Genomic DNA, 19,791 nt, shown 5'->3' with positions numbered 1-19,791 from the left:
TACATAATTCAGTTTAGCTATGGTAATATAGCTTAATAATTTGATAATATACTTGAATATTGTCTAGCATTTTTAAGCTTATTTTACATTAAATAACTACTTATAACCATTTGAAAAATATGACGAATAAAAAGAGTTACGCATTTGCCTTGATTTTGGTGACATCCTTGTTCTTTTTTTGGGGATTTATTCATAACCTTGATCCAATCTTAATTCCGCATTTGAGGAATTCGTTTAGTTTATCCCATTTTCAGGCTTCCTTAGTCGATTCGGCTGTATTTATCGCTTATTTTGTGATGGCGATTCCTGCTGGAATTATCATGAAAAGATACGGCTATAAAGCTGGTATTCTGATCGGATTGATCTTTTTTGCCATTGGCTGTTTTCTTTTTGTACCTGCGGCCAATACGATAAGTTATGTTTTCTTTTTGGGGGCATTGTTCGTTGTAGCCTGTGGTCTTACCATTCTGGAAACCGCTGCAAATCCGTATGTAGCGATTTTGGGAGATCCAGCTTCGTCGGCGCAAAGACTAAATTTTGCGCAGTCTTTTAATGGGTTAGCAGCCTTTGTTGCTCCGATTTTTGGGGGAAAATTTATTTTATCCCATGAACCCAAATCACAGGAAGAACTGGCGCAAATGGCTGAGCAGGCAAAGATGGCGTATATTCAGTCGGAAACAGCTGCTGTGAAATTGCCTTATGTGGTACTGGGGATATTGATCTTATTGATTGCTGCGTTGTTTTTCTTTACCAGATTACCTGATATCAAAGATGCTGAGGAAGAAGGTAGAGCCGGTTTTTTCCACGCATTGCGTCATAAAAATGTGCGTTGGGCAGTGGTGGCTCAATTTTTCTATGTGGGAGCGCAAGTTTGTATTTTAAGCTTCCTTGTATTATATGCAACAGAAGCTGCCGGAATATCGGGTAAGGATGGTGCCGATTATGCTGGGTTCGCTGGATTGGCTTTTATGTTGGGCCGGTTTATCGGTACATTTTTTATGCGTTTTGTATCAGCATCCAAGCTCTTGATCATCTATTCCGCTATAGCGATCGTTCTATCCCTATTTGTCATTTTCGGATCGGGTATTCAGACCCTTTATGCGCTGATTGGCATTGCATTCTTTATGTCCATTATGTTTCCGACAATATTCGCGTTTGGTGTACAAGGTATTGGTGCCGATACCAAATCTGCTTCTAGTTTGATCGTCATGTCTATTGTAGGTGGTGCTTTATTGCCTCCAATATTGGGTTTTATCTCCGATAAAACGGGACATTTCCAATACGGCTATTTTGTACCATTGGTTTGTTTTATTGTTGTCTTATTGTTTGCTTTCCAAAATAGAAATGTCAGTATTGCGGAAACAGAAAATCTTAAATCACATTAATTAGTTAGTAATGAAAAGATATGTCATGGCCTTGGATCTTGTGGACGATCCACAATTGATCAAGGAATATGAGGATTACCACCGTGAAGTGTGGCCGGAAATAAAACGCTCGATTCTGGAGGCAGGTATTCTGCAGATGGAGATCTATCGTTTTGAAAATAGATTGTTTATGAACATGGAGGTGGGTGAAGATTTTTCGTTTGAGAAAAAATCAGCTATGGATGCTGCCAATGAAAAAGTTCAGGAATGGGAACAGCTGATGTGGAAATATCAGACGGCTATTCCGGGGGCAAAGCCAGGAGAGAAATGGGTAATGATGACAAAAATATTTGAATTAGTATAATTATGGCTATACAGCGCTATTTACAGATCCATCCAATGGATAATGTCCTTGTTGCATTACAGGACTTGGCTGAGGGAACAACAATTGTTTTTGAAGGTAAGGAATTTACATTAAAGCAAGCTGTTGCTGCCAAACATAAATTCACGATCCAGCCAATGGAACAAGATACAGAGATATTGATGTATGGTGTTCTGGTAGGGAAATTGAATACTCCTTTAGCTGAAGGGGAACTTATTACCACCGAAAACTTGCGCCATGCGTCGGAAGATTTTAGAATGGGCAACCGTAAGACAGCTTGGACAAAACCTGATGTTGCTGCATTTAAAGATAAAACGTTCAATGGATTTCACCGTTCAAATGGGACTGTTGGAACGGCCAATTACTGGTTGGTTATTCCGTTAGTTTTTTGCGAAAACAGAAATGTATTGACCTTGAAAGCTGCTTTTGAGGAGAAGCTGGGCTATAAAGTAAAAGCAAATAATTACGTTTCCGAGGTCGAAGATCTCATCGGCTTATATAAGTCTGGTGCTGATGTAAATGCGATCCTTAGTCAGGATCTGCTTGCTAATTCGACTTCCAGTGAGCAGGAACGCCTATTCAAAAATGTCGATGGAATCAAGTTTTTGAATCATGAGATGGGATGCGGTGGAACGCGTATGGATTCGGATGCATTATGCGGTCTTTTGGCTGGCTATATTACCCATCCGAATGTTGCGGGGGCAACCGTATTGAGTTTAGGATGCCAGCATGCGCAGGCTTCTATTCTGAAGGCGGAAATTGAAAAGCGAAGCCCTGGTTTTGATCGCCCGCTATATATTTTCGAGCAGCAGAAAGAAGGAACTGAAAAGGAACTTATGCAAAAGGCTATTAAAGCAACTTTTGCGGGGATGATGCAAGCTGATAAAAATGAGCGCAAACCAGCCACATTGGACAAATTGTGTATTGGACTGGAATGTGGTGGCTCGGACGGATTCTCGGGTATCTCTGCCAATCCTGCGCTCGGTTTTGTGTCGGATATTTTGGTGACTTTAGGCGGATCGGTGATTCTGGCGGAGTTCCCTGAATTATGTGGCGTGGAACAGGAGTTGAGTGATCGTTGTATCGATGAGCCAACTGCGGAGCGTTTTATGTCGCTGATGCGTACTTACAATGCAAAAGCCGAGGCTGATGGCTCGGGTTTCTATATGAATCCTTCTCCGGGAAATATTCGTGATGGCTTAATTACTGACGCGATTAAGTCTGCAGGAGCAGCCAAAAAAGGAGGAACCTCACCTGTTGCAGCAGTGATTGATTATCCTGAATTGGCCAACGGTCCGGGGTTAAACTTATTATGTACTCCAGGTAATGATGTGGAAAGTACCACTGCAGAGGTGGCCGCAGGTGCCAATATCGTCTTGTTTACGACTGGCCTAGGTACACCCACGGGTAACCCGATTACACCGGTTGTGAAACTTTCAACAAATACCAAAACTTTTGAGAAAATGCCCGATATCCTGGATCTGAACTGTGGTACCATTATCGAAGGTACAGAGACTATTGAGGAAGTTGCACATCGTATTTTGGATTATGTGATAGAAGTTGCTTCCGGTGAAGTGCAACCAAAAGCGGTGTTGTTGGGGCAAGACGATTTCATTCCATGGCGTAGAGGTGTTTCATTGTAGTTGAGTATAATGAGTTTATTGAAAATCCATGACAACTAATTATTTACATATGAAACTTAAACATGTAATCTGTGGTTTGGCCTTGCTGATGGGATCTGTATCCGCGAGCTATAGCCAGCAACATTATCAACCGAGTCCCGAAAATTTAAAAAATAGGGAATGGTTTGAACAATCTCGGTTTGGTGTTTTTATCCATTGGGGGGTATATAGTGTGCTGGGAGATGGTGAATGGGTCATGAATAACCAAAATATCAGTTTGGATGAATATGCATTGCTGCCTAAATTTTTCAATCCAATTTCCTTCAATGCGAAAGAATGGGCGAAGTTATTTAAACAGGCCGGAGCAAAGTATATCACCTTTACTACCAGGCATCATGATGGGTTTTCGATGTGGGATAGCCAGATTTCGGATTATAACGTGGTGAAGAAATCGCCCTTCAAACGCGATATTGTGAAAGAGTTGGTGGAAGCTTGCCATGCTGAAGGGATAAAAGTGATGTTCTACTATTCACTTTTGGATTGGCACCGGGATGATTATCTACCCGTTGGTAAAACGGGCGGCGGCATTGCGGGCCGCGATTCAACAAAAGGGGATTGGAATCATTATGTCCAGTTTATGAAAAGCCAATTAACGGAGCTGTTGAGCAATTATGGCAACATCGATGGGATTTGGTTTGATGGTCATTGGGACAAGCCCAATGAAGATTGGCATTTCAAAGAAATCTATGAATTGATTCATAAGTTACAGCCACAATGTTTGGTGGGTAACAATCACCATTTGGCACCATTTGAAGGTGAAGATTTTCAGATGTTCGAACGTGATTTACCTGGGGAGAATACCACTGGGTTCGGCACGAAAGCACATGATGTTGGGATATTACCGAAGGAAGTATGTGGAACAATTGCTGGATCGTGGGGATTTGAACTGAAAGATCGGACACGAAAATCTTTTCAGGAAGTGCTGAAATACCTGGTCAAGGCAGCTGGTCATGGCTCCAATTTATTGCTCAATGTAGGTCCAATGCCGAACGGTGAGATTCAGGACTATCAACAGGAGCGTTTGAAAGAACTTGGAAAATGGCTATCGCTTTATGGTGAAACAATCTATGGAACAGAGGGGGGAGCGGTGTCGCCAACAGACGATTATGCGTTGACAAAAAAAGGAAACCAGGTGTATCTACATGTGTTTAAAACGGATAAAAAGGAATTGTTGATCAATAACCTGCCTTATCAAGTGAAAAAAGTAAGCACATTTATCGGAAAGAAAGAGATTAAGTTTAGTCATAAGAACAATAGTCTACGCGTGGATTTGCCAACATCGACAGATGAAGCAGATTTGGTATTGACATTAACAATTAAATAACAATGGGAAAATTAGAACAAAAAGTAGCTGTAATTACCGGTGGTGGTAGTGGGATAGGCCGTGCGATCAGTCTGCAATTTGCTGCAGAAGGAGCAAAAGTTCATATTCTGGATTTGAATGAAGACGGTGGTAATGCGGTGGTTGATGAGATCTTGGCTTTGGGTGGTCAGGCCGTGTTTAATCGTTGTAATGTAACTGATCAGCAAGAAATTACTGCTATAGCACAAAATATCGGAAAAATTGATATTTTAGTAAATAATGCAGGTATTGCTCATGTTGGTAATTTGGAAAATTGTCAATCAGAAGATTTTGAGCGTGTTTTTAATGTGAATGTTAAGGGCGCTTATAATGCATTGCATGCTATCGTGCCGATGATGAAAGCGCAAGGTTCTGGAGCAATCCTTAATCTAGCATCCATCGCTGCATGGGTTGGTATCACGGATCGTTTTGCTTATTCGATGAGCAAAGGTGCTATTTACGCGATGTCAATGTCTGTTGCAAGGGATTACATGGCATACGGTATTCGTTGCAATAGCATTTCGCCTGCACGTGTACATACGCCATTTGTCGATGGATTTATCGCAAAAAACTATCCTGGAAAAGAGGAAGAAATGTTTGAAAAATTATCAGCAAGCCAGCCAATAGGCCGAATGGCACAACCGGAGGAAATTGCCAAATTAGCACTTTTTCTGTGTAGTGACGACGCGGGCTTTATTACTGGGAATGACTATCCAATTGACGGTGGTTTTATTAAATTGAACAATTAAAAAGCTAAAAATAAAATATCTATTATCTCAATACTATAAAAATGAAATTAATACGTTTTGGAGCTCAAGGCAAAGAGAAAATCGGTGTTCAGATCGATGGTGTAAATTACGATGTAAGCGCATTTGGTGGTGATTACAATGAACAATTCTTTGCTGAGGATGGTGTAGCTCGTTTAGAAGAATTTGTGAAGGCAAATGAAGGTAAGTTGATTGAAGTTCCTCAAGACGAGCGTATCGGAGCACCTTTTGCCCGCCCATCCAAAATTGTTTGTATTGGATTGAACTATTTAGACCATGCAAAGGAAACCAACGCACCTATTCCTGCTGAACCGATCATCTTTATGAAATCGACCACTTCGTTGGTAGGGCCATACGATAATGTCATGATTCCTAAAGATTCTTTAAAAACAGATTGGGAAGTGGAATTCTGTATCGTGATCGGCAAAAAAGCCTCTTATGTAGAAGAGCATGAGGCCTTAGATTATGTAGTTGGTTATGTGTTGCACAATGATGTTTCCGAACGTGAGTATCAGTTGGAGCGTGGCGGTACCTGGGATAAAGGAAAAGGATGTGATACTTTCGCGCCAATGGGACCCTTCATGGCGACAAAAGAGGAAATCAAAGATATCAACAATGTGCGCCTATGGTTAAAGGTAAACGGAAAAACCTATCAGGATGGCAATACCAAGGATTTGATCTTCTCGGTAGCACATGTGGTATCGTATGTGTCTAAATTTATGACCTTGTTGCCTGGCGACGTTATTTCAACAGGTACACCTGCAGGTGTTGGGTTAGGATTTAATCCACCGATTTACTTGAAACCCGGTGATGTTATCGAGTTAGGAGCAGATGGTCTTGGGGAGTCCCGTCAGACTGTTGTAGCGTATTCAAAAAATTAATTGCTCATCAGGTTTTCATTTTATTATGCGTATAGATACCCATCAGCATTTCTGGAAATTCGACCCAATTAGAGATCGTTGGATTACCGAAGAAATGCAGGTCATAAGACGTGATTTCAGCCCTTTGGATATTCAGTTTGTGCTTGAACGAAATGGATTCGGAGGGAGTGTTGCTGTTCAGGCAGATCAATCCAAAGAAGAGACTGCTTATTTGGTTCAGCTGGCTAATGATTATCCTTTTATTAAAGGCGTTGTGGGCTGGATTGATCTTCAAGCAGCAGATATTCGACAACAGTTGGATGCCTATCAATCAGATACCGTCATCAAAGGATTTCGTCATATTGTTGAAGGAGAAGCGGATCCTGATTTTCTTATCCGCCCTGCCGTACTAAATGGACTGAAGGCATTGGCAGATTATGGTTATACTTATGATCTGCTCATCCGTCCACGTCATTATGTAGCAACGCTAGATTGTGTGCAGCAAAATCCAAATCTACAATTTGTGTTGGATCATATTGCCAAACCGCCAATCAAGTCGAAAGCATTTGATGAGTGGGCAGCGTTTATTGATGCGCTATCGGCTTTTCCGAATGTTGTATGTAAAGTTTCTGGACTTGCCACAGAGGCCGATTGGGAGGGATGGAAGCTTGATGATTTTAAACAATATCTGGAGCATATCTTTGCACGTTTTGGAAAGGAGCGCATTATGTATGGGTCAGATTGGCCGGTATGTCTATTGGCGGCATCTTATGAAGAAAGTATTGCCATAGTTGAAGATAAACTAGGGCAATTTACAGCTGCAGAGAAGAACGCATTTTGGGCAGAGAACGCTATACGTGTATATAATCTTTAAAAGGAAAAACTTCAGTATGTTATGAAAGGGAAAAATAACATGCTGAAGTTTTTTATTGGCCAAGAAGCCGGATAAATGGGCTGAATAACGTCAATATAAAATTAATCAATAACCAGAGAACGAGTTCATTGTTGCGAATGTTAAGCACAATCAATGAAACAAACCATTCAATAAAAGTATTATGGATCTTCATTTAAGAGATAAAGTTGTTATTGTTACCGGCGGAGCAAAAGGTATCGGGCGGGCCGTAGTTCATGCCTTAGCTAAAGAACAGGCTATTCCGGTCATTGTTGGCCGTAAACAGGCGGATAATGAAAAAGTCAAGCAAGAAATCAAGCAATTTGGTGTGGATGCACTCTGTATTGAAGCAGAGTTATCTAAACCCGAAGATTGTGAACGAGCAGTCCAAAAAACATTGGAAGTATATGGCCGTATCGATGGTTTGGTGAATAATGCTGGGCAAAATGATGGTGTCGGATTAGCATCAGGTAATTATGAAAAATTTGTTGTTTCTCTGCATAAGAACTTAATTCACTACTATCTGATGGCACATCATGCCTTGGATGCATTGAAAGCTTCTAAGGGCAGTATTGTGAATATTTCGTCCAAAACTGGCGAAACAGGACAGGGGAATACCTCGGCTTATGCGGCATCCAATGGCGGACGCAATGCGCTTACACGCGAGTGGGCTGTAGAATTGTTACCTTACTCGATTCGTGTAAATGCCATTATCGTGGCAGAATGTGCCACTCCGCAATACGATACCTGGATTCAAACCTTATCGAATCCGGAGGAGACGTTGAAGAAAATTACGGATCGCATTCCATTGGAGCATCGCATGACGACAGCAGAAGAAATAGCCGATACAACAGTCTTTTTGCTGTCTAACAAGTCAAGTCATACAACTGGCCAATTGATTCATGTGGACGGTGGCTATGTGCATCTGGATCGCTCTATTATTGCTGAATCGTAGCAGAGCAGCGATTGGATTTTGGAAATTAAACTTGTGTGGTTTTTAAAGAGACAACTTTGTTCATTTCCAAAATCCATGAGCGTTTTTTGATATTGCCCTTCAATCAATGAAAACACCTCCCATCGAACTCGGGTAGTAGTGGTATGGTGAATGTTCTACATAGCGAAGACGAAGGGGAAGTTGTATGAAATGCAGTTAGCTAAAACAAAAAAAGCCTGTTCAATGAACAAGCTTTTTTTTGTGGTGCCACCTGGGTTCGAACCAGGGACACAAGGATTTTCAGTCCTTTGCTCTACCAGCTGAGCTATGGCACCAGTTGACCTTTTATTTAAATCTGTGATCATCAGATTGAAGCGTGGTGCCACCTGGGTTCGAACCAGGGACACAAGGATTTTCAGTCCTTTGCTCTACCAGCTGAGCTATGGCACCGCTTTTTGCTATGGGTTTGTTCCCCTATTGCGATGCAAATATAGTCCGATAATTTGAATTCTAAAACTTTTATGGAGATTATTTTTATACTTTTTTCGAACGTGTTGATTTTGATCGAGATAAAATTACAAGAAACTAACATATAGGAAAAGGAATAAGCTGTATCTTTGCATTTCAATAATTAGAGATGAGTAAAAGAGGAAGAGTTTTAGTTGCAATGAGTGGAGGGGTAGATAGCTCCGTTGCTTCTGTCATGCTCCACGAACAAGGATATGAAGTTATCGGTATCACGATGAAGACATGGGATTATGCATCCGCAGGTGGTTCGTCGAAAGAGACCGGATGTTGTAGCCTTGATAGTATCAATGACGCTCGTACATTAGCCGTAAACTATGGTTTCCCTCATTATATATTAGATATACGTGATGAGTTTGGAGATTTTGTGATTGATAATTTTGTAGAAGAATATATTGCTGGACGCACGCCTAACCCATGCGTATTGTGTAATACCCACATCAAATGGGAGGCTTTAATGAAACGTGCTGACAAATTGGACTGTGAATTTATCGCTACCGGGCACTATGCCAATATCCGTATGCACGACAATGGTCGCTATGTGATATCAAAAGGTAAGGATGAAAATAAAGATCAATCTTACGTTCTATGGGGTGTGTCTCAAGAAAACCTTGCGCGGACGCAGTTCCCTTTAGGATCTTTCACGAAAAAGGAAATTCGTCAGATGGCTTTGGATATGGGACAAAAAGAATTGGCCAATAAGTCTGAAAGTTATGAAATCTGTTTCGTTCCTGACAACGACTACCGTGCGTTTTTGAGACATAAGGTGCCAACATTGGATCAACAAATTGGTCCAGGTAATTTTATCCTTTCCGATGGTACCGTCGTCGGTAAACATATTGGCTACCCTTATTTCACCATCGGTCAACGTAAAGGCTTAGGTATTGCCTTAGGTAAACCGATGTTTGTGATCGAAATCCTTCCAGAAAGTAATACGGTGGTATTGGGTGAAGAACACGAACTTGAAAAGTCACATGCCTATGTTCGCAATGTGAACTTTGTGAAATATGCCGGACTGGATCAACCGATGGAAGCAATTTCAAAGGTACGTTATAAAGATTCTGGTGCTTTGTCGACCATCTCCCAAGAAGGCGATAAAGTACGCATTGATTTTGTACACAATGTGAAGGGTATTGCTCCTGGACAATCGGCCGTTTTTTATGAAGGCAATGATCTACTCGGTGGTGGTTTCTTAATGAAATAAGAAGAAGCTGGACTGAGATCTAGCATAAGAATTTTAATCTCTATACTGTCTTTACAGTATAGGGATTTTTATTTGGTTTAAAATGCGACTTATCTGGGCTTCAAACTCGAAGATATTCACTTTCCGCTATAAAGATTGAGAAATCTTAATTTGTTATTGCTAATAATTTTAGTAATTTTAACTTATGAATTCGTCAGAATATTTTAAGGGTAGAGGGGCACAGATCAATCCCAATAACAAATTTTTTTCTAACCAATACGTGCAGGAGCATGTTGAAGGGTTGGATGAGGAGTTTTTGGGGGCCGAAAAAACACAATTTATTCCGACTCATCCAAAATCCATTATTTCCAAGTCAAATAGTCCGGATCTCCGTTTTGAAAGATCCATTAATCCCTATCAGGGCTGTGAACATGGGTGTATTTACTGTTATGCGCGCAATTCGCATGAGTATTGGGGTTTTAGTGCAGGATTGGATTTTGAGCGTAAGATCTTGGTAAAACATAACGCCGCTCAGCTTCTCGAACAGGAGTTTAGAAAATCGAGCTATCAGCCCGATTTGATTATGCTTTCCGGCAATACAGACTGTTACCAACCTATTGAACGGAAGCTGGGTATCACACGCTCGCTTTTAGAATTGATGCTCAAATACCAGCATCCGGTCTCTATCATCAGCAAAAATGTACTGATGCGGCGGGATTTTGATCTGTTGCGTGAGCTTGCAGCACGCAATCTGGTTTCCGTTGCAGTAACCATCAATTCGTTGCGCGAGGAGGTACGTCAGAAAATGGAACCCCGTACTGCAACGGCATCGGCCCGGTTGAAACTGATCGAGGGATTGACAGGGATTGGTGTACCCGTCATGCTGATGATGGCACCCATTGTTCCGGGGATCAATAGTGATGAGATTTCAGATCTGATTCGTTCGGGGGCAGATGCGGGAGCAATTACAGCCTCTTATACCATTGTGCGGCTCAATGGACAGATCGGTGGTATCTTTAAGGATTGGCTCTATCAGAACTACCCTGACCGTGCTGAGAAGGTATTACATTGGATTGAAGCCTGTCATGGTGGAAAAATTAACGATACCGATTTCGGGCGGAGGATAAAAGGGGATGGTCATATGGCCGAGAGTTTACAGCATTTATTCAAGCTTTCTGTCAAGAAATATATGAATAATGGGACGCTCCCATCCTTGAGAAGGGATCTTTTTCGCTTACCCGATGCAGGCACACAGCTGGGATTGTTTTAGTTATTAGTGTCAAATGGCAGCAGAAAATAAGCCATTTGTGTAATTTTAAAAATGGAAATTAAAACAGAACGGCTCAAGCTCAGATCCGTAGAGAAAATAGATTTGGAAAATATCCATTCCCTATTAATGTACCCTGAATCTGCATTGTTTAATCCGAGTGGATTTCCGGATGGAATAGCCCATACGGCGCAAATGGTGGAAGCTTGGTCAGCGCAAATCCATGAATCCGATGTCCGAAAGGATTATACCTTTTATATAGAAACTCTAGAAGGAAAGGAGTTTATTGGTCTAATTAATATCAGCGTTGTCAAGCTACGCTATCGAAATGCAGAAGTATGGTTTAAGCTTGTTCCGACAATGTGGAAGAAGGGCTATGCAACAGAGGCATTGAACCGAATCCTGACATTTGGTTTCAAGGAACTTAATTTTCATAGAATTGAGGGCGGTTGTGCGGTTGAAAATATCGCTTCCGCTAAAGTAATGGAGAAAGTCGGCATGGTCAAAGAGGCCCGCAGACGCAAAATTTTGCCGTTAAAAGATGGTTGGAGCGATAATTATGAATTTGCTATTCTCGGGGAGGAATACCCGCTTTAAATTTTAGCAAAAAAGCCTTACTCATGCAATGAATCAGGCTTTTTTTATTGATAAGATCGAGGTTCTGTGAACTAAGATTTCTTTCTTTTGATCAAAACATAACTCACATAGAGTAATATAAGCCAAGCGGGGATCAATTCTACCGGAAGTTTCATTCCTGTGATCCACATGATGCCAAGTACAGCGATCAAAAAGATCAGACAGATATAGTTACTTAGGGGATATAGAAAGGATGGGAACTTGGTCCGCAAGTGGGCATCGAGTTTATTTTTTCTGAAATACAAATGTGTAATGGAAATCATGACCCAGTTTATAATCAGTGAAGATACCACAAGCGACATCAAGATCTCCAAGGCATTTTTCGGCGCAATATAGTTGATAAATACACAGATCGCAGCGAACAGTGCCGAGACCAAAATTGCGTTAATAGGCGCATGATTCTTGTTGAGTTTCGAAAGAAAACGAGGGGCATTCCCCTGTTCTGCCAGTCCATATAGCATTCTGCTGTTGCTGTACACACTGCTATTATATACTGATAATGCGGCGGTAAGAACAATGAGATTTAGCGCATTTGCGATAATTTTTGTGAAATAGAAAGTCTTTCCAAAGAGGGTAAATTCAAATCCATTAAGTTTGTCAAATACCAGTACAAAAGGACTTGTATCGGCGGTGATATTCGTCCACGGTGTCAAAGAGAAAAGAATAATGAGTGCACCTACATAAAAGATCAAGATCCGATAGATCACCTGGTTGGTCGCTTTGGGGATGTTCTTTTCGGGATGTTCGGCTTCTGCAGCAGTAATACCAACCAACTCTAGACCACCGAAAGAAAACATAATCAATGCCATGGCCGAAAGGAGACCTTCAAAATTGCCATCCGATGTTTCGCTAAACCAGCCTTTTGGGAAAAAACCGCCATGTGAAGTCAGGTTGCTGAGACTTGCCTGCTCACCTCCAGTACCGCTTACCAGTAAGTATACACCGAAAACTATCATTGCGATGATCGCAATAACCTTAATGATAGAAAACCAAAATTCAGTCTCGCCATAAATTTTGACAGAGGCAAGATTAAGGGCGTTGATTGCAAAGAAGAAAAATAAACTTGATGCCCATAGAGGTATTTCTGGCCACCAGAACTGCACATAAACACCTATCGCTGTGAGTTCGGCCATGCTCACCAAGATATACAGGACCCAATAGTTCCAGCCCGAAGCATAACCTGCAAAAGACCCCCAATATTTATTGGCGAAGTAGCTAAAACTTCCTGAAACAGGTTCCTCAACGACCATCTCGCCCAATTGGCGCATAATAAAAAAAGCAATAATTCCAGCGAAAGCATAGCCGAGTATAACTGCCGGCCCAGCTAGTGTGGCAGCCTTTCCGATACCTAGAAATAAACCCGTACCAATTGCACCACCCAGGGCAATTAATTGAATATGTCTATTTTGAAGTCCTCTTTTTAATTCTTCCTTATTGTTCTGTTTCTCCATGTGTATGGTTAATACGGTTACTAGTCTGTTTTGACCGATCCTTGGCAGGGGAAACCTGTGAAGACTTTACTCCGTACCAGAATCGAATTGGTCAAAATTGCTGCCGCTGTATGATGTGCCGACGAATAACGTGGCTCCCAGTGCATCTTTTGCCCTAAGCGCATAAAGTTAATAAAACACTTAGGTATTTGTGCACATTCTGTTGTGGTTTTAATGTATTTCGTTGTTTTTTTATAAACTATGGGGGGAGCAATGTTTTTGGTTAAGAAATAGAAAGCGCCGTAATTTGAAAATACGGCGCTTTATGAATTAGTAGCTAGTGTGATTTTTGGCCACTCTAGCTAATAACGAAATCTTATTTGCAAATGCTACTCAAAAAGATAAATTAATTTGCTTTTTGTGTTTTTTCTACGCTGCAGTCGCATCCACAGCCTTTCGAGCAGCTCGACTTGCCCTTTAATGATTTTCGGACATTTTTAACGACATACCATACAGCCGCCAAAACGAGAATTCCTACGATGAGATATTGTACTGTTAAATTATCCATAGCTTTTTATTTTAAAAGTTGATAAGCAATTAAGGCACTGAAATAGGCCAAACCTGTCATGAAACCAAGCTGTATTAAAGTCCATTTCCATGAGCCTGTTTCCCTTTTTACTGCCGCAATTGTACTCATACATTGCATAGCAAAAGCATAGAACAGTAATAAGGATACACCGGAAGCTAAATTGTAAGCCGGTAAACCGGTATTCCGGTTAATTTCGCTTTTCATTTTGCCTAATACCGTTGTTTTAGATGCTTCATCTTCGATATCCACTTCGTCACCAAGGCTATATACTGTCGCCATTGTGCCCACAAACACTTCTCGGGCAGCAAAGGAAGAAATGAGACCTATGCCCATCTTCCAGTCATAGCCCAATGGTTCAACAACAGGTTCAATAGCCATGCCAAGATAACCAAGGAAGGAGTGTTCCAGACGATAAGATGAAACTTCATGCTCCAAATCTGCTTCGGACAGGTTGGGGTTATTTTTTGATACATATTCTTCTGCTTGGCTAAATTTGTCGTTTGGACCAAAACTACCTAATGCCCAGAGTATAACAGAAATGGCTAAAATAATTTTACCTGCGCCGAAGACAAAGCTTGATGCTTTTTCCCAGACATTTAAGGCTACATTTTTCCAATCCGGAGTCTTATAGGTGGGGAGTTCAAAGATGAGAAATGATTTGTGTTTTGATTTGATGACTTTGGTCAGGATAATCGCGGATAGCAAAGCGGCGAATATGCCAAGCAGGTACATCACAAACAATACAATCCCTTGTATTTGAAAGCCTCCTAATTTCGTGTCCGGTATCACCAGTCCGATCAGAACGATATAAATAGGGAGACGTGCTGAGCAGGTCATAAAAGGTGTTACCAGAATAGTGACCAGTCTTTCTTTGCTATTTTCGATGTTACGTGCAGACATGACCGCAGGAACAGCACAGGCCACTCCGGAAATCAATGGAATCACTGATTTTCCATTTAGACCAAAGGGACGCAGCCAGCGGTCCATCAGGAAAACAACACGGCTCATATAGCCCGTTTCTTCCATGATCGAGATAAAGATGTATAAAATAACAATCTGTGGAATGAAGATTACAATCCCGCCAATACCTTTGATAATACCATTGCTGAGCAAATCGGTCAGAGGTCCTGCAGGAAGTGCTGTTTGCGTATAGGCTGCAAGATCACCAAATAAGCCATCGATAAAATCCATGGCTGGTCCAGACCAGGTATAAATTGCCTGGAAGATTAAAAAGAGGATACCAAAGAAGATGACATAACCAAAGATTGGGTGAAGCAGGATGCTATCAATCGTATTGGTTTTGTTTTTATTCGCGGATTCATCCTTTACATAGATTTCAGCAAGGCTGCTATCTAGGGATTTACTGCGCAATATGGCTTCGTCTTTTTGCAGCTTCTCGGCCCGCAATTGATATTTTTCACGGATTTGCTGAATAGCCTGATTTTTTTCCTTCGATAAAAAGGATACTTCGCCTTTGGCCAGGTATTGCCAGGTGTGGTATTCCGTATCTAATGGGAAAAGACGTTTAGTTTCCTCTAATGCTGCATCAGCTTCCGTTGGTAGACTGAATTTGCTGATATACATGGGCGGAACAGCATCAAAGTTTTTGATCAGCTGATCGATACCTTGCCCCGTACGTGCATTGGTTTCGTATACTTTAGTATTTAATAGGTGTTCAAGTTTTTGAACATCGATTGTAATTCCTTTTTCTTTGGCTTCATCGATCATATTGATGACAAAGATGGCCGGCAGACCGAGTTCCCGGGCTTGTTGATAAAGAATAATAGACCGTTTTAGGTTCGTAGGTTCAGCGACGACAACGACGAGGTTTGGTCTGAAACTGCTTTCTTTATTGACTAAAGTGTTGAAAACAACTTCTTCGTCCAATGAACTTGGGAACAGGGTATATGTGCCCGGTAAGTCAATAATACGATAAACTTTGTTGTTGGCTTTAACTTGCCCCTCACGTTTTTCGACCGTAATACCGGGATAATTTCCTACTTTCTGATTTAATTTTGTAATCCGGTTAAATAGAGATGTTTTACCCACATTTGGATTACCCAAAAGTGCAATAATCGGGTTATTCATTATTTCTGATCAATAAGGATGACTTTAGCTTCTGATTTGCGGATAGCAATTAAGGCGTTATTAGCACTAATATTTAGACATATAGGACCGTCCAAAGGTGCGATATGTTTCACCTCTACTTCAGTACCGGGTATAAACCCCAATTCGAAAAATTTAGCTGGAATTTCGTGTGAATCAAAATCTATAATTACCGCTTTTTCCCCTTTTTTTAGCTTATCTAAGCTAGTTCTATTACGCATCTGCCTGTTTTTTTTGAATTCTTCAAATATACAGAATTTCTACCATTTAGAATGATTCTAATGTCATAGTTATGTATTTAGTAAAAAACAGCTATCTTTACTATTCAGAACGATTAATTATCAACCAGAATGAAGATTGAGGACGAAATCAAAGTAAGTAAATTCAGCAATGAATGGCATCGTTGTACGGTAAATATTCTTTACACGTACAATTGGATTAACAATGAGCTTGAACAGCGTGCTGCCAAAGAAGGAATCACTTTGAAACAGTTTAATGTCTTGCGCATATTGAGGGGCCAATATCCCAAGCCTGCAACCAATAATCTGATTAAATCAAGAATGTTGAGCACTACACCAGATATTTCGCGTATGATTGATCGCATGGTTTCCAAAGAATTGGTTTCACGTTGTCAATCGGGTGGTGATAAAAGGGCAGTGGATTTGGTTATCACTGAGAAGGGCCTCGAGATTCTTAAGAGTTTAGATGAGGATATGTTGATGAAGGATCTTTTACCCGATCGAATTAGCGAAGAAGAGGCAATGACTTTAAGTGCACTGTTGGATAAACTTCGCGGCTAAAGAAATTAATGCGCATGGTCATGATGTTCATGATCATGCGGTTGTTGATGCTGATCGTGCCCATGATCATGTTCTCCGACAAATAAGAAACTTCCGAGTGCAATAGCAACACCGGCTATCACAGCAATCATTTTCTTTTTATTGAATTTATGATGGTCAATTGAGCCCGATTCAAAAAGTATCGTTGTCGATATGTGCAAGAAGATACCAATAACCACGGCCATGATTTTATCAAAATATTGCTGGATATTGCCTACTTCACCTGCACTGATGGCTTTGCTCAGCAAAAAGCCAAAAGGGGTCATTGCTGCAAATAAAGCTAGTGTAATGAGGATGGTGTTTTTCTTTAAATGCGTGCTTATTAGAATACTTCCCAATGCAAATGCCGCCGGAATGTGGTGGATGGATATGCCTAGTGCAAGTTCAGTCTGATGTGTTGCCGCGAGTGGCATGCCTTCAAGGAAAGCATGAAGACATAGACTGAACATAATACCTATTGGAAAACGATGATTGTGGTGGTCGTGATCATTGTCGGTATGGATATGGCCATGCTCGATCCCTTGGGAGAACTGTTCAAGAAAGAGCTGGAAAAGAAATCCAGCAAGCACATAAATACCCAATACCTCAGGTGAAGTATTGTTAGACTGATAGACATGCGGAATGAGGTGCAGTACCGTAATAGAGAATAAATAGGCTCCACTGAAAGAAAGGATGAGTTTAAGGAAACTGGTTCCTTTCTTTTGTACAAAAAATACAGCAATTCCACTTGCAAATGCAGGTATGAATAAAATTAAAATCAATAAAATTGAATTCATTATACGTGTTCAGTTTTAAAAAAGCTAGGCACAAACCGTTTGAATAAGTAGCCTGTTGCCAATCCAACCAGGATACCTAAGGCTGAACCACAGAGGACATCAAACGGGTAATGGACACCAACATAAATTTGAGAGACTGAAATTAGGGTTGCCCAGGTAATACAAAGCCAAAGCACATGTTTCCATCTTCTCCGGAAAAGTACAATCCAGAAAAAAGCAAGGGAAAAATGATTGGCCGCATGAGAGGAGGTAAAGCTAAACCCGGAGCCGCATCGCACCCGGATGTTGACATTTTCTTTAAACTCCACGTCGTTACATGGTCTAATCCTTTTTACAGTCTTTTTGATCAAATGAGATGATATACCATCGGAAATTCCGAAGGTAACCAAGGTCATGGCAACAATTAGAATTCCCGTTTTTCCATAGGTCTTTATGAAAAATATGATCAGAAATAAATACAAGGGGGCCCAGGTATATGGATTGCGTAGTATAGGCAATAACCAATCAAACACGGGGTTACTCAAGCCCTGATTAATGGCCAGAAAAATCTCTTGATCGATGTGTACTAATTGTTGAATCATAAATGTTGCTGATGACAATGAAATTCCCAAACTTTAAAAACTCACTTTTCAAAAGTAAAAATAATTTCATTGCAAACGGTTGTTTCTTTTAAAAACAACTTTGTTGCAACAAATATACGTTAAATATTCATTAATTATAATTTTAATTCGATATTTTATTGCCATTGTGCTAAATTTACACGTTAATCAATTCAAAAGAAATGACTTTAATTAAATCAATATCAGGAATTCGAGGTACGATAGGCGGGCGTGCTGGAGAGGCACTTACCCCAATAGATATCGTTAAGTTTACAGCTGCTTATGGCAAAATAATTGTTAAGCAGAGTGGTATCAAAAAAATTGTTGTTGGAAGAGATGCGCGTGTTTCTGGTGAGATGGTAAGTAATTTGGTGATTGGTACCTTGCAAAGCATCGGTGTTAATGTGGTTGATTTAGGTCTTTCAACAACGCCAACGGTAGAGATCGCTGTACCTATGGAAAAAGCTGCTGGTGGTATTATTTTGACTGCTTCACACAATCCAGGTCAATGGAATGCGCTAAAGTTACTGAATGCAAAGGGCGAATTTATTTCAGATGCCGAAGGGCAAGAGGTATTGGCCCTTGGTGAATCCTTAGACTTTGATTTTTCCGAAGTTGAAGCATTAGGACAGGTTCATAAAGACTATTCATATTTACAGAAACATGTAGACGCTGTATTAGCGTTGGAATATGTTGATAAGGAAGCTATTAAAGCCGCTAATTTTAAAGTTGCTTTGGATGCCGTAAACAGTACAGGTGGTACATTTATACCTGCCTTATTGGATGCGCTTGGTGTGCAGACAATCTATAAAATCCATTGTGAGCCGAATGGTCAGTTTCCGCATAATCCCGAACCATTAAAAGAGAATTTGACAGATCTATCAGCTGCGGTTATTGAAAACAAAGCTGATTTAGGGATTGCTGTAGATCCAGATGTAGATCGATTGGTCTTTATGATGGAGGATGGTGAGCTATTTGGTGAAGAATATACCTTAGTGGCAGTAGCAGATTATTTATTGCAGCATAAAAAAGGAAATACAGTTTCTAATTTATCTTCTACACGCGCACTGCGTGATGTGACTAAAGCACATGGTGGCGAATATTATGCCGCTGCTGTTGGTGAAGTCAACGTGGTTACAAAGATGAAGGAAGTGGATGCGGTAATTGGCGGAGAAGGAAATGGCGGTGTTATCTATCCTGCATCTCACTATGGCCGTGATGCACTGGTAGGGGTAGCGATCTTCTTGACACATCTGGCTAAACTTGGTAAAAAAGCCTCCGAATACCGCGCCTCTTTACCGCAGTACTTTATGTCAAAAAACAAGATTACACTGACTCCGGAATTGGACATTGACAACTTATTGGCCAAAATGGAGGAAAAATATAAAAATGAAGACCATTCAACAATCGATGGATTGAAAATAGACTTTGAAAATGAATGGGTTCATTTACGTAAATCGAATACCGAACCGATTATTCGGATTTACTCGGAGGGACCTACGCCTGAAGCTGCTGAGCAGATCGCGCAGAAGATTATCCGCGAAATTGAAGAAATAATTAAATAACGACAAAAGCTGCATATGCAGCTTTTTGTTTTAAGACTGATCTCATCGGAAGA

General features: G+C 40.7%; 19 protein-coding genes and 2 tRNA genes. 13 read left to right on the top strand and 8 right to left on the bottom strand.

What is annotated here, in order from left to right; all coding sequences use genetic code 11:
• The first annotated feature begins 119 nt into the window (after nt 1-119).
• The 8 genes from fucP (at nt 120) to BV902_RS22830 (ending at nt 8,244) form a co-directional block, all read left to right on the top strand.
• A complete protein-coding gene (gene fucP, locus BV902_RS22865; RefSeq protein ID WP_075993928.1) occupies nt 120-1,385 on the top strand; it encodes an L-fucose:H+ symporter permease in 1,266 nt (421 codons plus the stop codon).
• Between the two features lie 10 nt (nt 1,386-1,395).
• Nucleotides 1,396-1,728 (top strand): L-rhamnose mutarotase, encoded by a 333-nt coding sequence (locus tag BV902_RS22860; RefSeq protein WP_075993927.1) that lies wholly within the window; start codon nt 1,396-1,398, stop codon nt 1,726-1,728.
• A 2-nt stretch (nt 1,729-1,730) separates the two neighbouring features.
• Nucleotides 1,731-3,389 carry a UxaA family hydrolase gene (locus BV902_RS22855; RefSeq protein WP_075993926.1) on the top strand — a complete coding sequence of 553 codons (1,659 nt, stop codon included), beginning with the start codon at nt 1,731-1,733 and terminating at the stop codon, nt 3,387-3,389.
• A 49-nt stretch (nt 3,390-3,438) separates the two neighbouring features.
• Nucleotides 3,439-4,752 carry an alpha-L-fucosidase gene (locus tag BV902_RS22850; protein WP_075993925.1) on the top strand — a complete coding sequence of 438 codons (1,314 nt, stop codon included), beginning with the start codon at nt 3,439-3,441 and terminating at the stop codon, nt 4,750-4,752.
• Between the two features lie 2 nt (nt 4,753-4,754).
• Nucleotides 4,755-5,519: an SDR family NAD(P)-dependent oxidoreductase gene (locus BV902_RS22845; protein ID WP_075993924.1), complete on the top strand. Its 765-nt coding sequence runs from the start codon at nt 4,755-4,757 to the stop codon at nt 5,517-5,519.
• Nucleotides 5,520-5,560: 41 nt separating this feature from the next.
• Nucleotides 5,561-6,418 carry a fumarylacetoacetate hydrolase family protein gene (locus tag BV902_RS22840; RefSeq protein ID WP_075993923.1) on the top strand — a complete coding sequence of 286 codons (858 nt, stop codon included), beginning with the start codon at nt 5,561-5,563 and terminating at the stop codon, nt 6,416-6,418.
• Between the two features lie 25 nt (nt 6,419-6,443).
• On the top strand, nt 6,444-7,271 hold the full coding sequence (locus tag BV902_RS22835; RefSeq protein ID WP_075993922.1) for an amidohydrolase family protein: 828 nt from the start codon (nt 6,444-6,446) through the stop codon (nt 7,269-7,271).
• Between the two features lie 181 nt (nt 7,272-7,452).
• Nucleotides 7,453-8,244 carry an SDR family oxidoreductase gene (locus BV902_RS22830; protein WP_075993921.1) on the top strand — a complete coding sequence of 264 codons (792 nt, stop codon included), beginning with the start codon at nt 7,453-7,455 and terminating at the stop codon, nt 8,242-8,244.
• 241 nt (nt 8,245-8,485) lie between these two features.
• Here the strand turns inward: BV902_RS22830 and BV902_RS22825 are convergent.
• Nucleotides 8,486-8,558 (bottom strand) — tRNA-Phe (locus BV902_RS22825).
• 42 nt (nt 8,559-8,600) lie between these two features.
• Nucleotides 8,601-8,673, bottom strand: a tRNA-Phe gene (locus BV902_RS22820).
• Between the two features lie 187 nt (nt 8,674-8,860).
• On the opposite strand from BV902_RS22820, the gene mnmA reads away from it, so the two are divergent.
• The 3 genes from mnmA to BV902_RS22805 all read left to right on the top strand — a co-directional run bounded on the left by mnmA (nt 8,861) and on the right by BV902_RS22805 (nt 11,795).
• Nucleotides 8,861-9,952 carry a tRNA 2-thiouridine(34) synthase MnmA gene (gene mnmA, locus BV902_RS22815; RefSeq protein ID WP_046672147.1) on the top strand — a complete coding sequence of 364 codons (1,092 nt, stop codon included), beginning with the start codon at nt 8,861-8,863 and terminating at the stop codon, nt 9,950-9,952.
• Nucleotides 9,953-10,136: 184 nt separating this feature from the next.
• Nucleotides 10,137-11,201 carry a PA0069 family radical SAM protein gene (locus BV902_RS22810; RefSeq protein ID WP_075993920.1) on the top strand — a complete coding sequence of 355 codons (1,065 nt, stop codon included), beginning with the start codon at nt 10,137-10,139 and terminating at the stop codon, nt 11,199-11,201.
• Between the two features lie 51 nt (nt 11,202-11,252).
• Nucleotides 11,253-11,795 carry a GNAT family N-acetyltransferase gene (locus BV902_RS22805; protein ID WP_075993919.1) on the top strand — a complete coding sequence of 181 codons (543 nt, stop codon included), beginning with the start codon at nt 11,253-11,255 and terminating at the stop codon, nt 11,793-11,795.
• Between the two features lie 71 nt (nt 11,796-11,866).
• Here the strand turns inward: BV902_RS22805 and BV902_RS22800 are convergent, their stop codons facing one another.
• The 4 genes from BV902_RS22800 to BV902_RS22785 all read right to left on the bottom strand — a co-directional run bounded on the left by BV902_RS22800 (nt 11,867) and on the right by BV902_RS22785 (nt 16,180).
• Nucleotides 11,867-13,285, bottom strand: a complete 1,419-nt coding sequence (locus BV902_RS22800) for an amino acid permease (RefSeq protein WP_075993918.1) — start codon at nt 13,283-13,285, stop codon at nt 11,867-11,869.
• A 385-nt stretch (nt 13,286-13,670) separates the two neighbouring features.
• Nucleotides 13,671-13,832, bottom strand: a complete 162-nt coding sequence (locus tag BV902_RS22795; RefSeq protein WP_075993917.1) for a FeoB-associated Cys-rich membrane protein — start codon at nt 13,830-13,832, stop codon at nt 13,671-13,673.
• Nucleotides 13,833-13,838: 6 nt separating this feature from the next.
• Nucleotides 13,839-15,941, bottom strand: coding sequence for a ferrous iron transport protein B (gene feoB / locus BV902_RS22790; RefSeq protein ID WP_075993916.1), 2,103 nt, complete (start codon nt 15,939-15,941; stop codon nt 13,839-13,841).
• Nucleotides 15,941-16,180 (bottom strand): FeoA family protein, encoded by a 240-nt coding sequence (locus tag BV902_RS22785; RefSeq protein WP_046672175.1) that lies wholly within the window; start codon nt 16,178-16,180, stop codon nt 15,941-15,943. Before BV902_RS22785 ends, feoB begins: the two co-directional genes overlap by 1 nt.
• A gap of 129 nt (nt 16,181-16,309) precedes the next feature.
• Between BV902_RS22785 and BV902_RS22780 the strand changes: the two genes are divergently transcribed.
• Nucleotides 16,310-16,759: a MarR family winged helix-turn-helix transcriptional regulator gene (locus BV902_RS22780; RefSeq protein WP_075993915.1), complete on the top strand. Its 450-nt coding sequence runs from the start codon at nt 16,310-16,312 to the stop codon at nt 16,757-16,759.
• Between the two features lie 5 nt (nt 16,760-16,764).
• Here the strand turns inward: BV902_RS22780 and BV902_RS22775 are convergent, their stop codons facing one another.
• Entirely contained in the window at nt 16,765-17,574 is an 810-nt protein-coding gene (locus BV902_RS22775) for a ZIP family metal transporter (RefSeq protein WP_075993914.1), read from the bottom strand.
• Nucleotides 17,574-18,155 (bottom strand): phosphatase PAP2 family protein, encoded by a 582-nt coding sequence (locus tag BV902_RS22770; RefSeq protein ID WP_075993913.1) that lies wholly within the window; start codon nt 18,153-18,155, stop codon nt 17,574-17,576. The genes BV902_RS22775 and BV902_RS22770 overlap by 1 nt, the downstream gene beginning before the upstream one ends.
• 200 nt (nt 18,156-18,355) lie before the next feature.
• Between BV902_RS22770 and glmM the strand changes: the two genes are divergently transcribed.
• Nucleotides 18,356-19,738 carry a phosphoglucosamine mutase gene (glmM, locus tag BV902_RS22765; RefSeq protein WP_075993912.1) on the top strand — a complete coding sequence of 461 codons (1,383 nt, stop codon included), beginning with the start codon at nt 18,356-18,358 and terminating at the stop codon, nt 19,736-19,738.
• The last annotated feature ends 53 nt before the right edge of the window (nt 19,739-19,791 follow it).

Origin of the sequence: Sphingobacterium sp. B29 (assembly GCF_001952815.1) — a bacterium.
Lineage (GTDB): Bacteria > Bacteroidota > Bacteroidia > Sphingobacteriales > Sphingobacteriaceae > Sphingobacterium > Sphingobacterium siyangense.
Note: the sequence above shows the minus strand (reverse complement) of the source record. Positions and strands in the feature narration are given on the sequence as shown.

Excerpts from the sequence above, each read along its gene's own strand:
- BV902_RS22775 (WP_075993914.1), bottom strand. The coding sequence starts at position 17,574 with ATGAATTCAATTTTATTGATTTTAATTTTATTCATACCTGCATTTGCA.
- BV902_RS22800 (WP_075993918.1), bottom strand. The coding sequence starts at position 13,285 with ATGGAGAAACAGAACAATAAGGAAGAATTAAAAAGAGGACTTCAAAAT.
- BV902_RS22830 (WP_075993921.1), top strand. The coding sequence starts at position 7,453 with ATGGATCTTCATTTAAGAGATAAAGTTGTTATTGTTACCGGCGGAGCA.
- BV902_RS22780 (WP_075993915.1), top strand. The coding sequence starts at position 16,310 with ATGAAGATTGAGGACGAAATCAAAGTAAGTAAATTCAGCAATGAATGG.
- feoB (WP_075993916.1), bottom strand. The coding sequence starts at position 15,941 with ATGAATAACCCGATTATTGCACTTTTGGGTAATCCAAATGTGGGTAAA.
- BV902_RS22855 (WP_075993926.1), top strand. The coding sequence starts at position 1,731 with ATGGCTATACAGCGCTATTTACAGATCCATCCAATGGATAATGTCCTT.
- BV902_RS22860 (WP_075993927.1), top strand. The coding sequence starts at position 1,396 with ATGAAAAGATATGTCATGGCCTTGGATCTTGTGGACGATCCACAATTG.
- BV902_RS22835 (WP_075993922.1), top strand. The coding sequence starts at position 6,444 with ATGCGTATAGATACCCATCAGCATTTCTGGAAATTCGACCCAATTAGA.
- BV902_RS22845 (WP_075993924.1), top strand. The coding sequence starts at position 4,755 with ATGGGAAAATTAGAACAAAAAGTAGCTGTAATTACCGGTGGTGGTAGT.
- fucP (WP_075993928.1), top strand. The coding sequence starts at position 120 with ATGACGAATAAAAAGAGTTACGCATTTGCCTTGATTTTGGTGACATCC.
- mnmA (WP_046672147.1), top strand. The coding sequence starts at position 8,861 with ATGAGTAAAAGAGGAAGAGTTTTAGTTGCAATGAGTGGAGGGGTAGAT.
- BV902_RS22850 (WP_075993925.1), top strand. The coding sequence starts at position 3,439 with ATGAAACTTAAACATGTAATCTGTGGTTTGGCCTTGCTGATGGGATCT.
- BV902_RS22810 (WP_075993920.1), top strand. The coding sequence starts at position 10,137 with ATGAATTCGTCAGAATATTTTAAGGGTAGAGGGGCACAGATCAATCCC.
- BV902_RS22785 (WP_046672175.1), bottom strand. The coding sequence starts at position 16,180 with ATGCGTAATAGAACTAGCTTAGATAAGCTAAAAAAAGGGGAAAAAGCG.
- glmM (WP_075993912.1), top strand. The coding sequence starts at position 18,356 with ATGACTTTAATTAAATCAATATCAGGAATTCGAGGTACGATAGGCGGG.
- BV902_RS22805 (WP_075993919.1), top strand. The coding sequence starts at position 11,253 with ATGGAAATTAAAACAGAACGGCTCAAGCTCAGATCCGTAGAGAAAATA.
- BV902_RS22840 (WP_075993923.1), top strand. The coding sequence starts at position 5,561 with ATGAAATTAATACGTTTTGGAGCTCAAGGCAAAGAGAAAATCGGTGTT.
- BV902_RS22795 (WP_075993917.1), bottom strand. The coding sequence starts at position 13,832 with ATGGATAATTTAACAGTACAATATCTCATCGTAGGAATTCTCGTTTTG.
- BV902_RS22770 (WP_075993913.1), bottom strand. The coding sequence starts at position 18,155 with ATGATTCAACAATTAGTACACATCGATCAAGAGATTTTTCTGGCCATT.